Genomic DNA, 14,918 nt, shown 5'->3' on the forward strand with positions numbered 1-14,918 from the left:
GCGCTGCTGTTGCTCGGCGCGGGCGATGCGCTCGCAGAACCGACCGCCGCCAGCGCCAGCGCCCCCGCCGCCCGACCGTTGACCCGACAGGATGCCGACGCCTGGCTCGATGGCTATATGCCCTATGCGCTCAAGCGCGGCGATATCGCGGGCGCGGTGGTCGTGGTGGTCAGGGACGGGAAGATCCTCACCCAGCGCGGGTTCGGCTATGCCGATGTCGCGAAGCGCACGCCGGTCGATCCGGCGCGCACCCTGTTCCGCAACGGCTCGGTCTCGAAGCTGTTCACCTGGACGGCGGTGATGCAGCAGGTCGAGGCCGGTCGGATCGATCTCGATGCCGACGTGAACACCTATCTCGATTTCACGATCCCGCCGAAAGACGGCAAACCGATCACGATGCGCCAGCTGATGACGCATACCGCGGGGTTCGAGGAACATGCCAAATATGTGATGTTCACCGATCCGACCGCGTTCATGCCGCTCGGCCAGTTCGTCAAGACGCAGCTGCCGCGCAGGATCTACGCCCCGGGCACGACCCCGGCCTATTCCAATTACGGCACCACGCTCGCCGGTTATATCGTCGAGCGCGTCAGCAAAACGCCGTATGACGATTATGTCGAGCGCCATATCTTCCACCCGCTCGGGATGAGCCATTCGACCTTCCGTCAGCCGCTGCCCAAGGCGCTCGCGCCGCTGCTGGCGTCGGGATACAAACTCGCTTCGGGGAAATCGGGGAAGTTCGAATATCTGCCGACGGTGCCCGCGGGGGCGCTGACCTCCTCCGGGGCGGATATGGCGCGCTTCATGATCGCGCATCTCGACGACGGCGCCGGGCTGATGCGGCCGGCCACCGCACGGATGATGCACGATAGCCCGCTGACTCTGTTGCCGCCGCTCAACCGGATGGAACTCGGTTTCTTCGAAACCAATATCAACGGGCGCGAGGTGATCGGGCATCTCGGCGATACAACGCTTTATCACACCGCGCTGCATCTGTTCATGAACGAGAAGGTCGGGCTCTACGTCTCGCTCAATTCCTGGGGCGAGGATACGGCGGTCGGCGCGGTGCGGCATGAATTGTTCGAGCAATTCGCCGATCGCTATTTCCCACCGATCGGCCCCGCCGACGGCCGCGTCGATGCGCAGACCGCCGCCCAACATGCCAGGATGCTCACCGGCACCTGGATCAAGAGCCGCCGCGCGGAAACGACGATGTTCGCGCTGCCCAATCTTCTCGGGCAGGTGAAGGTGAGCGTTGACGACAAGGGCGGGCTCGTCGTCCCGGTATCGCGCGGCACCAATGGCAAGCCGATGAAATGGGTGGAGATCGCGCCCTTCGTCTGGCGCAATGTCGGCGGGCACGAGCGGCTCGCCGCCAAGCTGGTCGACGGCAAGGTGGTGCGCTGGAGCGTCGATTCCGCCTCGCCGTTCACGGTGTTCGATCGCGTCGCGCCGTCGCGCTCGGCGGCGTGGATCATCCCCGCGCTGATCGCGAGCCTTGGCGTGCTGCTGCTTACTTTCGTGCAATGGCCCGTCGCGGCGCTGATCCGGCGGCATTATCGCGCGCCGCTGACACTCGGGCGTCGCGCGCTGCTCGCCTATCGTGGCGCGCGCGTTGCCGCGGGGCTGGCACTGGCGCTGGTAATCGGCTGGCTGGCCTGCCTCAATGCGATGGAGATGATCGGGAAGTACGATCCGTGGCTGTGGCTGCTGCAGATCGGCGGCCTCATCGTGCTGCTCGGCGGGGTCGCTGTGGCGGGGTGGAACCTGTTGCTGGCGTTCCGGCGCAAGCGCGGCTGGTTCGGACGGATGTGGAGCGTGGCGCTGCTGCTTGCGCTGCTGATGCTCGGCTATACGGCGTGGATGTTCGGGCTGCTGGCGATGTCGGTGAATTATTGAGAATAGGGTCTTGAGAGCGGCTTATGGGCAGAAATCCGCACGGCGGTTTTGGTGTAGATCGAACGCTATAGCTGCCGGTGATCGCATTCGGCGGAAATGGCCGCTCCCGACCAGACCCGGCTACTCGCACATTAAACTGTGAACGGCCGCTGGCGATAGAAGCCGCCGTTCGGGGCGCACCGAGCCAACAATCTCGCCTCGCGCCCCTTATGGCCATTCACAAGATCGTGCGGCGAACCCGAAGCCGACGTTCTTAACGAAACCGGGGTTACGCGATTGGCAATCGGGTGCCGACGAACTCGGCCACGTTCAAGGCGTGGGGGTGCCCGCGGTTGCACAGCGTGATGATTGCGTACCCGGCGCGTGGATAGACGGCGAAGTCGGCGTTCACACCCGGGGCGCTGCCGCCGTGGCCGAAGCAGGGTTCGCCGTTGCGCATGGCGATGCGCAGACCGAGCGACCATCGTGCACTGCCGGCAGGGATCACCGGGGTCGTGAGTATGCGGCGATGCGTCGGATCGAGCAGCGTATCCTGCTGAAGCGCCAGCGCAAAGCGATGCAGATCGTCCACCGTCGAATAGCCGCCTCCGGCAGGCAGGCCGACATAATAGGGTAACGGTTTCAGCCCCGTTTGCGCCGCGCCGTTGAGCGGCTCGGCCGTCTCTTCCGGGGACGCGACGGCCGAGGTCGCCGTCATACCGGCGGGGCTAAAGACGTTCTGCTGCAAATAGGCATCCCAGCTCTGACCAGACACTTGCTCGAGGATCGCGCCGAGCAGGATGAAGCCGAAATTGCTGTAGCCCCAGCGAGAACCAGGTGGAAACAGGGGATCGCGCCGGCCGAACAGCCGGACGAAGTCGGACGGCGTGCGAAGCGCCGATTCATGCATGTCGTAATCGGGGCCGAAGAAATCGCCGGTCCCGCCAGTATGCGTGAGGAGGTGCCGGACGGTCACCGATCGGGCGAGCGGCGTGTCCGGATAGTTGGGCAGGCGCATCGCGATCGTATCAGCCAAGCTCAGCCGGCCGGCCTGCACGAGCTGGAGCACGCCAACCGCCGTGAACATCTTGCCAGCCGAGCCGATACAGAAGCGGGTGGCCGGGATCACCGCCCGCATATTTCCCGCATCCTGCGCGCCATAGGCCTCGCGCAGGAGAAGCTGATCTCCCTTGGCGACCAGCACCGATCCCGAGAAACGGCCGGCGGCTGCCTCGGCGCGCAATTTCCGGCGCAACGCGCGCAGCGCCTCGGCTTCACCCATCCGCCGAACGGCGAAGCTTGGCGGCGCGGGCGCGCCTGTAAAGGACAGGTCATCTATCGTGTTATCGCCGATCGACAGCACGACCTTGGAGAAGCGATCCCAGTTGCGGTCGCGAACCCAGGCGGTGATTTCCCGGGGCGCGGTCTGCTCGCTGCGTAGAAGGACAAGACCGCCGGACGCTTCGCGCACCCCCAGATCCTCCTCCAGATAGGGGGCGAGGTTCGGTATGTTGCGCCTGACGAAATCCGGATAAGTGGCGCCGCCAGGATCGTTGAACGCAGCGAGCCATCCAGATAGCCAGTCCGCAGGCGTGAGCGGTTGCGCGGCCGAAGCATGTCGCGGCAGGCAGGCAAGCGCCAGCCCTCCGCCCAAGACATAGCGTCTCGACAGGATCATGACTCAACCTTTCAAATCGTCGTTGCCGACAATTATGTAGGCGCCTACGATTGTGTCAATCGGATATGGAAGAGACGATGAAGGACTATGTTCGGGAAGTGGGGGGCGGCACTCGGCGGGCGCCTGCGGCCGGAGATCCCGGCTTGCGCCGGGATGACGGCATTTACGAAGTGGCGCCCGACACCTAGCTACAGCTATGCCGCAGCGCCACGCCGGGCCGCGCGGGGGTGGTCTTGCCGGCGCGGAGCACCGCGACGCCGTTGACGATCACATCGTCGATCCCCTTCGGCGCGCCGAGCGGCTTTTCCCAGCTGCTGCCTTCTTCCACCGTATCGGCATCGAAGATCGTGATGTCGGCGCGCAACCCTTCGCGCAGCACGCCGCGATCCGCCAGCCCCATGCGCTGCGCCGGCCATGAGGTCATCTTGCGCACTGCATCCTCCAGCGTCAGCACATGCCGCTTGCGGACATAGTCGCCCAGGATGCGCGGGAAGGTGCCGTAAGAGCGCGGGTGCGGCAGCCCGAGCGCATCCATCTCGCCGAACTTCGCCGCCGATCCAGCATCGGTGCCGATGCTGGTCCACGGCGCTTTCAGCGCGAGCTCGATATCGGGCTCGTCCATCATGAAATAGAGGCCATAGGCGCGGTTGGGGAGCGCGTTGAGCAGGATATCCCACGCCACGTCGGCGGGATCGCGCCCCAGCGCCTTGCCGATCGCCGCGAGGCTTTGCCCGCGATAGGCGTCCATCTTGGGATCATAGGCATTGGCGAGGACGACATGATCCCAGCCGCCCGCCGCCTCGACCAGATTCGACCAGCCCGGCTGCGACCCCGCCGCAACCTCGCGCTTGAGCCGTTCGCGGATCTTCGGATCGCGCAGCCGCTCGTACCCGGTCTTCGCCCCCTGCGCGAACACCCAGTTGGGCACGGTGATGTCGAGCCCGGTGCCGCCGGCGGTATAGGGATAAAGGTCCGCCGCAATATCGACCCCGCGCGCGCGCGCCGCGGCGATCCGCGCCAGCGCCTGCGGCATCAATTTGCCCGCCAGCGGGCGATAGGCGGCCTTGAGGTGGAAGATCTCGACCTTGGCGCCGCTGCGCTCGCCGATCGCGATCGCCTCGTCGATCGCCTCGATCAGTTTCGCGCTCTCGTCGCGCATGTGGCTGGCGTAGAAGCCGCCGCATTTCCCTGCGACCGAAGCCAAAGCCACCACCTCGTCGGTCGACTGGAAACTGTTGGGGGGATAGATCAGCGCGGTCGACACGCCGAACGCGCCATTCTTCATCGCGACGAGCGTTTCGGCCTTCATCGTTTCGAGCTGCTGCGGGGTCGGGGTGCCCGCACCGTCACCCAACACCTTCATCCGCGGCTGGGCGGCGTTGTAATAGGTCCCGAAATTGACCGCGATCCCGGTCTTCTCAAGCCCGTCGAGATATTTGCCGATCTCGGCCGCATCGACCGGAGTGCCGCCCTCGCCGGCGATGACGGTGGTAACCCCCATCCGCAGCTTATTCTCGGCCGCGCCCGATTTCGGCAGCACCTCGCCCGATTGATCCATCATGTCGATAAAGCCGGGCGACACATAGCGGCCGTGCGCATCGATCTCGTCGCGTCCCTTGCCGCGTACCACGCCGATCTTGGCGATGCGGCCGTCCTTGATCGCGATATCGGCATAGACCCAGGGATTGCCCGCGCCGTCGAGCACGCGCCCGCCGCGGATCACGATGTCGTAATCGGTGGCCGGCGCCTGCGCCGGTGCCGGCGTCGCCACAGGGGCCAGCGCGGTGCCGATCAGCAGCGCGGCGGCGAGCGCGAAATGTTTCCTCATGGCGTCCCTCTCTCCCTTTGGATTGTGGCGCGCGATTCAGCGCCCCTTTACCGGCGTGAACAGCAAGTCGTGATAATCGTAGCTGAAATCCGCGATCGGCGAGGCCGCCTTCATCGTGACGCGCGCGATCTTCCCCTCGGCATCGAGGTTGAAGGTCACATAGGCCGGCTCGATCGTCTTGTCGTCGAAGCGAGTGACGAAGCTGTCATATTGGAAATGCTCGAGCCGCCCCGACATGCGCGGGGTCGATTTGAAATCGATCCGCAGCCCGCGCTGGTCCCCGGTCACCGCGATATCGCCGTACCATGGATCGTTATAGGTGCCGACATAGCCGGTGAGCGGCAGCGACGGCCCGCTTTTCGCGGGCTTGCCGGCCTTTTCCTTGAACGCCGCGAGCCCCGCCGCAACGCGCTGGCGCTTTACCGCGGCGAATTTCGCCGGCCAGTCGTTCGCCGGCTGCCCGAGGTAATGATCGAGCAATTCATACGCCAACCCGCGCAGGATCTCGCCGTCCTCGCTGTTGATCTCGATCGCGAAGCCGACATTCTTTTCGGGGACCAGCACGACGATCGTCTGGAACCCGAACACCGCGCCGCTGTGCTGGATGATCCGCGCCCCGCGATAGTCGCTCACCGTCCAGCCCAAAGCATAATTAAGGAAATTGGGCTGGGTGAGCTTCAGCGCCTCGGGCTCCTCGCCGATCGGCATCGGCGTCACCGGCTTCCACATCTCGGCGCCTTGCGCCGGGCTGAAGAGTTGCCCGCCCTGCGGCAATTTGCCGTGCGCAAGCTGGATCTGGAGCCAGGTCGCCATATCCGCCGGGCTCACCGCCAACCCACCCGCCGGAGCGGCATTGCGCCCGAGCCCGTCACGCTCGTCGAGCGCTTCCTGATCGCCCACCCCGCGCAGCCCACCGTTCATCCGCGCATGCGGTTGGGCGCGGTCGGCGCTGGCGAAGCGATCATTGTCGTCGGTGACTGAATCGCGCATCCCCGCGGCGCGGAGCACATGCTCGCGAACGAAATCCTCCCAGCGCTGGCCGCTCACCGCCTCGATCAGCTGACCCGCGACCATATAGAGCACATTGTCATAGGCATAAGCGCTGCGGAAACTCGTCACCGGCTTGAGGTAGCGCAGCCGCCGCACCGTCTCCGCGCGTGACAATTGGCTGCGCGGCACGAACAGCAGATCGCCCGCGCCGAGCCCGAGCCCGGAACGATGCACCAGCAGATCGCGGATCGTGATCTCGCGCGTGACCCAGGCGTCCCACATGCGGAAATCGGGGAGATGATCGATCACGCGATCGTCCCAGCCGATCTTGCCCTGATCGACCAGCAAGGCGAGCGCCGCCGCGGTGAATGCCTTCCCGGTCGACCCGGTCGGGAAGATCGTGTGCGCGGTGACCGCCTCACCCGACCCGATCCGCTTCTCACCGAAGCCCTTCACCAGCACCGGCGCGCCGTTTTCGACGATCGCCACGCCCATGCCGGGCACCCCGGTCGCACGGCGCAGCGCCTCGACCCGCGCCTCGAACCCCTCGGGCGGCGCCGCGAGCGCCGCGACCGGAAACGCGACCGAGGCGAGGATAACGGCGGTGAGGATGCGCTTCATGCGAGCTGTCCCGTTGTTATGCCAGGCAGGAATCGATCAGCCGCTCCAGCGCCGGTCCGCCGCGCACCGGATCGGCCACGGGCAGGCCATAAGCGTTTGCGAGCGCGGCAATCTCGGCCTCGGCCGCGGCGGCATCCAGCGCAGCGGTGTTGAGGCTGATCCCGGCGCAGCGGATCGCCGGATTGGTCAGGCTGCCAAGCGCGATCGTCTGATCGATCACCGCACGGATCGAAGGAATAGGGAATTGCGGCATCCCCATGATCGTCTCGCGCCCCGGCAAATGGCAGACGACGAACACATCGGGTTGGCTGCCGTGGAGCAGGCCGAGCGACACCGCGGCATAGGCCGGGTGGAACAGCGAGCCCTGCCCCTCGATCACGTCCCAATGATCGTCCGCCGCATCGGGGCTGAGCAATTCGGCCGCACCGGCGAGGAAATCGGACACCACCGCATCCATCGGCATGCCCGCGCCGGCGATCATGATCCCGGTCTGGCCGCTCGCGCGGAAATCGGCGGCGACACCGCGCGCCTTGATCCCCTCGGCGAGCGCGAGCGCGGTATATTTCTTGCCGAGCGCGCAATCGGTGCCGACCGTCAGCAGCCGCTTGCCGCTGCGCTTGCGCCCCGAGCCGGTCGGGATGCCCGGCGGCGGGCTGCGCACGTCGATCAGCTGGCGGCCGAGCCGCGCGGCTTCCTTCGCCAGCACCGGGATATCGCTCAGCCGCTCGTGGAGCCCGCTGACCAGATCGAGCCCCGCTTCGAGCGCCTCGACCAGCGCGCCGAGCCAGCGCTCGGGGATGACCCCGCCGATATTGGCGACCCCGATCAGCAACGATCGCGCACCGCGCGCGTGAGCCTCGGCAGGCGTCATCCGGGCGAGGCCGGTGGTGACGGCGCATTCCGGCAGGACGAATTCGCCCACGCAGCGATCCCCCGCCCAATCGGCCAGGCCCAGCGCGGTCTTGGCATAACCACGCTCGGCCGCATCTCCCAGAAACAGCAAATAAGGCTGCGGCAGCGACAGCGCGCCAGCGGTGATGGCCTGGTGTAGAATCGTCATATTCCTTATCCGAGTGATGCTCTATACAGGCATCATGATCCTAATTAGAAAAATTTCAACTCAATTTTCTGATTGAGACAAATCGATACGTCGGATCGGCTGATCGAGCAGCCGGAGCAGCCCCGCCGCCACCGTCGCGATCACCGCGAGCAGGGTGAAATAGCTGCTGCGATCGAGCAGGCTCCACAGCCCGCCGACCAATCCGGCGAACAGGCTGCCGCTGAAGATCGCAAGATACCAGGCGGCGACGGTGGTCGCCCCCAGCTTGGGGGGGGCTAGGCGGGCGAAGAGACCGAGACCGATCGGCAGCACGAACAATTCGCCGATCGTGAAGATCAGGAAGAACAGCGCGAGCCACAGCCAGCTCGCCTTCATGTCCCCCGCGAACCACGTCACCGCCGCGAGCAGGAAATAGGCGCCGCCGACGATCAGCGCGCCAAGCGCCATCCGCCGCGCCGGCGGGGCATCATATCCAGCCGCCGCGCGACGCCGCCACACCGCGAGCAGGATCGGGGTCAGCAGCATGACCAGCAACGGATTGAGCGATTGAAACCAGGTCATCGGGATCGACAGACCGCCCAGCCGGCGATCGACGCCGCTTTCCGCCCACAAGGCAACGGTATTGCCGACCTGTTCGTAAGCGCCGCGAAACACCGTGACCGCGAGCCCGACCGCGCCGAGCACCAGGACCAATCGACGGCCCGAGGGTCCGCTTTCATCGACCGGGGCGGGCGCCGCGTCTTTCGCGCGAACATCCGCAGGCAGATATTGCTGCCCGCCGAGATAGATCAGCAACCCGGCGAGCATCCCGACGCCGGCCGCGCCGAAGCCGTAATGCCAGCCGTAAAGCTCGCCGAGCGTGCCGCAGATCAATGGCGCGAGAAACCCGCCGATGTTGATGCCGACATAATAGACATTATAGGCCCAGCCGCGCCGCGGATCGTCCCCGCGGTAGAGGCCGTTGATCTGGCTCGGCAGGCTGGGCAGGAAGAAGCCGTTGCCCAGCGCGATCGTCGCGAGCGCGATGTAGAACATCGCCTCGAACGCCATCAGGAAATGGCCGAGCGCCATGATGCTCGCACCGATGATCACCGCGCGCCGTTTGCCCAGATAGCGATCCGCGATCACCCCGCCGACGATCGGGGTGAAATAGGCGCAGGCGGTATAGGCGCCGTAGACGAAGGAGGAATGCGGCTGGGTGAACAGCAACTGCCGGGTCATGTAATAGACCAGCAGCGCGCGCATGCCGAAATAGGAGAATTGCTCCCACATGTTGGTGAGGAACAGGATCGTCAGCCCGCGCGGCTGACCGAACCACGTCGCCTCCCCCTCACCCGCCTGCCGCATCTCGGTCATGCGGCGACCCGTGACTCCGCGCCCCACACCCGCTCGTCGCACCAGGCGGTGCCGTCCTGATAGACGATCCCCGGATTGCGATCCTCCTTGAGGAAGATCGGCCCGTCGAGATCGCAGATATCGCAAAGCTGGCCGAGCACGAGGCTCGGCGCCATGCTGAGCGAGGACCCGCCCATATTGCCGACCATCACGTCGAGCCCGATGTCGCGCGCGGCGCGGGCGATCATCAGCCCCTCGGTCAGCCCGCCGCACTTGTCGAGCTTGATGTTGACGACCTGGAAACGCCCCTCCAGTCCCGGCACGTCGGCCAGGGTCAGCGCGCTTTCGTCGGCCGCGATCGGGACCGGCGAGCGATAGCCGTCGAGATCCGCCTCACGCCCGCGCGCGAGCGGCTGTTCGATCAGCGACACCTTTTCGGTGACCATCGCCGCCGCGAGCGCATCGAGATCGGCGATCTTGAACCCCTGATTGCCGTCCACCCCCAGCCACACGTCGGGCCGCGCGGCGCGAACCGCCCGGACGCGCGCGATATCGAGATCGAGATCGCCGGTCAGCTTGATCTTGATCGCCTTGACCGGGCCGAACGCGACCGCGCTCGCCGCCATCAGCGCGGGATCGTCGGCGCCGAGCGTGAAGGTGGTGACCACCGGTTTCGCCTCGGGCAGCCCGGCGAGCTTCCACACCGGAAGCCCGCTGCGCTGCGCCTCCAATTCCCACAAGGCGGCATCGACCGCATTGCGCGCGCCGCCCGCCGGCATGATCTCGCGCAGCGCGGCGCGATCCGCCCCGGCCTCGATATCGGCGCGCGCATGCTCCAGCGCGGCGAGCATATGCGGCACGTCGTCGCCCATATAATAGATGCCATTGGCCTCGCCGCGGCCGCGATACGTGCCGTCGCTCAACGTCGCGATGACGCAATTCACGCCGTCGAACACATAGCCCGAGATGCGGAAGGCGGCCTTGTAGGGCAGGCGCTCGACCTGAACATCCAGCGACAATTTGGCCATGCGGAACACTCCCGTTGCGGTGTTGCGGAGGAGCGACGTTCGGGGGAGCGCGGCCGCATATCGCCGGCCTTGCCCCCGGGCGCGAGCACCCTCTCCTTCAGATGATCGGGCACTATTTGCCCTATCAGGACTTTTCAAGCCTGTTCGGAAAATTTTGCAAGTCGCGGGACGGACGACATTCCAAAGGTCCGTCCCCTTTACCCCACCGTCACCCGGCCTTGAGCCGGGGTAACGGAGATGTGGCCGCCCTCCCCCTTGTCCTGATCTGCGATTGACGAGTCTCAATCAGGACAATAGCGTTCCCATCGGACAATCGACCCGTTGAGTCGAGCCAGCTTTTCGATTCCGGGTCCGCCCCGGCGGAATGAAGAGGGGATAAGTCGCATGAAGTTGAAGCGCTCGTTGATGCTCGCGGCCGTCGCGGGACTGTCGATCACGGTTCCGGTGCTCGCGCAGTCGCCGGCCCCGCTCGAAGCGTTTCTCTCCTATACGTTCGTCGGGGAACTGGCCGCGCCGACCGCCGCGGATCGCATCGCCTGGACCGAATTGCATCAGGGGCGCCGCAACATCTGGTATGCGACCGCGCCCGATTACCGCCCGCGGCGGCTGACCAACGGCACCGACGACGACGGGCAGGAATTGTCCGATCTCGCTTTCTCGCCCGACGGACGCGTGCTGGCGTGGACGCACGGCGCGGTCGAGCATAATCCTTTTGCGGACGGGCTTCCCGCCGCCAACCCGGCTTCGGTCGTCACCCAGCCGTCGATCGAGATCTGGGCGTCGGTCGACGGCGGCGCGCCGGTCAAGGTCGCCGACGGCGAAGGGCCGAAGGTGTCGGCGTCGGGGCGGATCGCCTTTCTGCGCGACAATCAGGTGTGGACGGTCGGCGCGGACGGCACGGACAAGCCGCAGAAGCTGTTCTACGATCGCGGGAAGATCGAGGAGATCGCCTGGTCGCCCGACGGCAAGCGCCTCGCCTTCGTGTCGGATCGCGGCGATCACAGCTTCATCGGCGTCTATGACGGCCCCGACCGGCCGATCGTGTGGCTCGCGCCGGCGACCGCGATCGACGATTCCCCCACCTGGTCGCCCGACGGGAAAAGCATCGCCTTCGCGCGGCGCGCGGGGGATGTGAGCATCCTCGAATCGCCGCTCGTCGCCAAGCCCAACCCCTTCTCCTTATGGGTCGCCGCCGCCGACGGCAGCACCGCGAAGCGCGTGTGGCAAAGCCCGAATACGTTGCGCGGCTCCTATCCGCAGGTGCCGGGCGGGCTGTATCTCAAATGGGGCGCGGGCGACCGGCTGACCTTCCGCGCCGAAATGGACGGCTGGGCGCATCTCTACTCGCTCGCCGCGACCGGCGGCGAGCCGGTGCTGCTGACCCCGGGCGAGTTCATCGTCGAACATGTCACGATGGCGCCCGATCGCGCGAGCCTGCTCTACAGCGCCAATACCGGCGGCGCGGCGGGGGATATCGATCGCCGCCACCTCTATCGCGTCCCGGTCGATCGGGCGGCGCCGGTCGCGCTGAGCGGCGGCAAGGGGCTCGAATGGACGCCGACCCCGCTCGCCGGCGGCAAGCTCGCCTATATCGCCGCAACGACGAACGAGCCGCCACGCGTGACGCTGGCGGAGGCGGACGGGCGCGGCGGGCGCGTGCTGCCCGCGACCGCCGCATCCTATCCGTCGGACCGGCTGGTCGTCCCCACCCCGGTTACCTTCGCCGCGCCCGACGGCCTCACGATCCACGGCCAGTTGTTCACCCCGCAGGGCGGCGGGGGCAAGCATCCCGCGCTGATCTTCGTCCACGGCGGGCCGCCGCGCCAGATGCTGCTCGGCTGGTCCTATATGGATTATTACACCCACAGCTATGCGATGAACCAATATCTCGCGTCGCGCGGCTATGTCGTGCTGTCGGTGAACTATCGGCTCGGGATCGGCTATGGCCGCGATTTCCAGCATCCGGCGAAGGCCGGCGCGGCGGGCAATGCGGAATATCAGGATGTCGTCGCGGGCGCACGCTATCTCCAGTCGCTCCCCGCGGTGGACGCGGCACGGATCGGGATCTGGGGCGGCTCCTATGGCGGGCTGCTCACCGCACATGCGCTGGCGCGCAACAGCGACATCTTCAAGGCCGGGGTCGATTTCCACGGCGTCCACGACTGGTCGATGTTCGGGTTCGCCGCGCCGAAACGCTACGAACAGGGCGACCACGCCGAGGCGCTGCGCACCGCGTTCGACAGCTCGCCCGAGGCGGCGCTGCCCGGCTGGCGCTCGCCGGTGCTGCTGATCCACGGCGACGACGATCGCAACGTGCCGTTCAACCAGACGGTCGATCTCGCGCGGCGGCTGGCGGCGCAGAACGCGCCGTTCGAGGAGCTGATCTTCCCCAACGAGATCCACGGCTTCCTGCGCCACGACACCTGGCTGCGCGCCGATCGCGCGATGGTGCGCTTCCTCGACGCGCATCTGAAGCCGCAATCCGCCAAACAAGGGAGTGAATAAGATGGACAAGACCCGCGTGACGCGCCGGGCGATGATCGGCGGCATGGCGACGGCATCGACGCTCGTCGCCTTCCCGATGCTCAACACCGGCATGTATCGCGTCCACGCCGCGTCGACGCGCACTTATGCCAAGCGCGTCGTCGATCTGGTCAAGAGCTCGCTCGTCATCGACATGCTCGGCCCGCTGTCGCTCGATTTCCGCCCCGAGACCGTCGCGGCCAAATTGTCCGAGGCGCAGATCGCCGACTTCCGCGCGAGCGGGATCACCGCCTTCCACAATTCGGTCGGCGTCGGCGGCCCCGATGCCTTTGCGCTAGTGCTCGAATTCCTCGCCGGGTGGAGCGCGTTCGTCGGACATAATGACGAGGTGTTCACGCTCGTCCGCGACGCCGCCGACATCGATCGCGCCAAGCGCCAGGGCAAGGCCGCGGTGATGATGGGGCTGCAGGATTCGGATCACTTCCGCACCGCCAAGGATGTCGCGCGCTTCTATAATCTCGGCCAGCGCGTGTCGCAGCTCACCTATAATACGCAAAATCTGATCGGATCGGGCTGCACCGACCGGGTCGACGGCGGGCTCAGCGATTATGGCGTGGAGGTCGTCAAGGCGATGAACGCCGCCGGGATGCTGGTCGATACCTCGCATTGCGGCGATCGCACGACGCTCGACGCGATCGCGGTATCGCCGGTGCCGATCGCGATCACCCACAGCAATTGCCGCGCGATCAACAACCACCCCCGCACCAAGACCGACGAGGCGATCAAGGCGCTCGGCGCCAAGGGCGGGGTGATGGGGATCACCGGGGTGCGCAATTTCGTCAGCGGGCAGGAACCGACGACGATCGCCAATGTCGCCGACCATATCGATCACGTCCGCAAGCTGATCGGGATCGATCATGTCGGGATCGGCACCGACGCTGATCTCTACGGCTATGACAAGATGGCGCCCGATCAATATGCCGCGCTCAAGGCGGGGTATAAGGGCAGCTACGCGTTCCGCGACAAGATCGATATCGAGGCGTTCAGCGGCCCGCTCAAGATCTACAATCTCACCGAGGAACTGGTGCGCCGCGGCTATAGCGACGCCGATGTGCGCGCGGTGCTCGGGGGGAATTTCCGGCGGCTGCTGGGCGCGACGTGGAAGTGAGGCGCGGCCGATCGCTTCTTCCTTCTCCCCTCCCTTCACCAGGGAGGGGGCGGGGGTGGGTTGGTGTGGGGGATACCGCAGCACCCGCCTCATACCCACCCACCGCCAGCCCCTCCCTTCACGAGGGAGGGGAGTCAGAGGAAGAATAGCCTCAGCGTTCGCCGTGGATGTTGAGGAGCGAATCCATCAGGTCGTCGTCCGCGCTGGACATCACCGCCAGCGTCACCGCCTCGTCGCAATCGGGCGCGGCAAGATAGGCGTGGCCCATGTTCGAATCGATATAGATCGACTGCCCCTGTTCGAGCGTCACCGGATCGTAGAATTCGGTGTGGACGACGATGCTGCCCTTGAGCACGAAGATGAATTCCTCGCCGCCGTGGTGGACGAGCTCGCCGAATTCCTCGAGCGTCCGCGCGCGGATCGTCGTGATATTCGGAATCATCCTTTTGCGGCGCAATTCGGTGCAGAGATAATAATAATCGTAATTGGCGGTCTGCACGCGGAAGGCGTTTTCGCGCGTGCCGATGCTGCGCCGCGCGGTCACCGGCGCCGCTTCCGGCGCGGCGTCGCTTTCGGCGAACAGATCGGACATGCGGATGTTGAGCCTGACGCTCAGCTCCTGCAGCTTGTCGTAGGTCAACGTCAGCCGGTTGTGCTCGACCTTGGACAAGGTGGAGACCGGAATGCCGGTGCGCTCGCTCATCTCGCGCAGCGTCCATCCGTTGCTGTCGCGCAACTGCCTGATCACCGCGCCTAACGTCGAGCGTCGCTTCGCCATTCGCTCATCATCCCAGTCTCTAATTGGAGATGCGCGTAGCATCGTTGCGCTTGGCGACGCAATCTCCTCC

The 14,918-nt window shown here is 66.0% G+C and carries 10 protein-coding genes; 3 read left to right on the plus strand and 7 right to left on the minus strand.

Annotated features, from left to right (window positions below):
* The first annotated feature begins 9 nt into the window (after positions 1-9).
* Positions 10-1,899, plus strand: coding sequence for a serine hydrolase domain-containing protein (locus NED98_RS12260; RefSeq protein ID WP_265313209.1), 1,890 nt, complete (start codon positions 10-12; stop codon positions 1,897-1,899).
* 268 nt (positions 1,900-2,167) lie between these two features.
* On the opposite strand, the gene NED98_RS12265 is transcribed toward NED98_RS12260, so the two are convergent.
* The 6 genes from NED98_RS12265 to NED98_RS12290 form a co-directional block, all read right to left on the minus strand.
* On the minus strand, positions 2,168-3,556 hold the full coding sequence (locus tag NED98_RS12265) for a serine hydrolase domain-containing protein (protein ID WP_265313210.1): 1,389 nt from the start codon (positions 3,554-3,556) through the stop codon (positions 2,168-2,170).
* Positions 3,557-3,740: 184 nt separating this feature from the next.
* Positions 3,741-5,384 carry an N-acyl-D-amino-acid deacylase family protein gene (locus NED98_RS12270; protein WP_265313211.1) on the minus strand — a complete coding sequence of 548 codons (1,644 nt, stop codon included), beginning with the start codon at positions 5,382-5,384 and terminating at the stop codon, positions 3,741-3,743.
* A gap of 36 nt (positions 5,385-5,420) precedes the next feature.
* Positions 5,421-6,995 carry a serine hydrolase gene (locus tag NED98_RS12275; protein WP_265313212.1) on the minus strand — a complete coding sequence of 525 codons (1,575 nt, stop codon included), beginning with the start codon at positions 6,993-6,995 and terminating at the stop codon, positions 5,421-5,423.
* A gap of 16 nt (positions 6,996-7,011) precedes the next feature.
* Positions 7,012-8,055 carry an N-acetyltransferase DgcN family protein gene (locus tag NED98_RS12280; protein ID WP_265313213.1) on the minus strand — a complete coding sequence of 348 codons (1,044 nt, stop codon included), beginning with the start codon at positions 8,053-8,055 and terminating at the stop codon, positions 7,012-7,014.
* A gap of 60 nt (positions 8,056-8,115) precedes the next feature.
* Entirely contained in the window at positions 8,116-9,411 is a 1,296-nt protein-coding gene (locus tag NED98_RS12285; protein ID WP_265313214.1) for a peptide MFS transporter, read from the minus strand.
* Positions 9,408-10,418, minus strand: a complete 1,011-nt coding sequence (locus NED98_RS12290) for a dipeptide epimerase (RefSeq protein ID WP_265268555.1) — start codon at positions 10,416-10,418, stop codon at positions 9,408-9,410. The genes NED98_RS12285 and NED98_RS12290 overlap by 4 nt, the downstream gene beginning before the upstream one ends.
* Positions 10,419-10,802: 384 nt before the next feature.
* On the opposite strand from NED98_RS12290, the gene NED98_RS12295 reads away from it, so the two are divergent.
* On the plus strand, positions 10,803-12,923 hold the full coding sequence (locus NED98_RS12295) for a S9 family peptidase (RefSeq protein ID WP_265313215.1): 2,121 nt from the start codon (positions 10,803-10,805) through the stop codon (positions 12,921-12,923).
* Position 12,924: 1 nt separating this feature from the next.
* On the plus strand, positions 12,925-14,070 hold the full coding sequence (locus NED98_RS12300) for a dipeptidase (RefSeq protein ID WP_265313216.1): 1,146 nt from the start codon (positions 12,925-12,927) through the stop codon (positions 14,068-14,070).
* 151 nt (positions 14,071-14,221) lie between these two features.
* On the opposite strand, the gene NED98_RS12305 is transcribed toward NED98_RS12300, so the two are convergent.
* Entirely contained in the window at positions 14,222-14,848 is a 627-nt protein-coding gene (locus NED98_RS12305) for a helix-turn-helix domain-containing protein (protein ID WP_265268552.1), read from the minus strand.
* Positions 14,849-14,918: the final 70 nt, after the last annotated feature.

The organism is Sphingomonas lycopersici (assembly GCF_026130605.1).
In the GTDB taxonomy this organism is placed as follows: Bacteria; Pseudomonadota; Alphaproteobacteria; order Sphingomonadales; family Sphingomonadaceae; genus Sphingomonas; species Sphingomonas lycopersici.

Excerpts from the sequence above, each read along its gene's own strand:
- NED98_RS12265 (WP_265313210.1), bottom strand. The coding sequence starts at position 3,556 with ATGATCCTGTCGAGACGCTATGTCTTGGGCGGAGGGCTGGCGCTTGCC.
- NED98_RS12270 (WP_265313211.1), bottom strand. The coding sequence starts at position 5,384 with ATGAGGAAACATTTCGCGCTCGCCGCCGCGCTGCTGATCGGCACCGCG.
- NED98_RS12275 (WP_265313212.1), bottom strand. The coding sequence starts at position 6,995 with ATGAAGCGCATCCTCACCGCCGTTATCCTCGCCTCGGTCGCGTTTCCG.
- NED98_RS12280 (WP_265313213.1), bottom strand. The coding sequence starts at position 8,055 with ATGACGATTCTACACCAGGCCATCACCGCTGGCGCGCTGTCGCTGCCG.
- NED98_RS12285 (WP_265313214.1), bottom strand. The coding sequence starts at position 9,411 with ATGACCGAGATGCGGCAGGCGGGTGAGGGGGAGGCGACGTGGTTCGGT.
- NED98_RS12290 (WP_265268555.1), bottom strand. The coding sequence starts at position 10,418 with ATGGCCAAATTGTCGCTGGATGTTCAGGTCGAGCGCCTGCCCTACAAG.
- NED98_RS12295 (WP_265313215.1), top strand. The coding sequence starts at position 10,803 with ATGAAGTTGAAGCGCTCGTTGATGCTCGCGGCCGTCGCGGGACTGTCG.
- NED98_RS12300 (WP_265313216.1), top strand. The coding sequence starts at position 12,925 with ATGGACAAGACCCGCGTGACGCGCCGGGCGATGATCGGCGGCATGGCG.
- NED98_RS12305 (WP_265268552.1), bottom strand. The coding sequence starts at position 14,848 with ATGGCGAAGCGACGCTCGACGTTAGGCGCGGTGATCAGGCAGTTGCGC.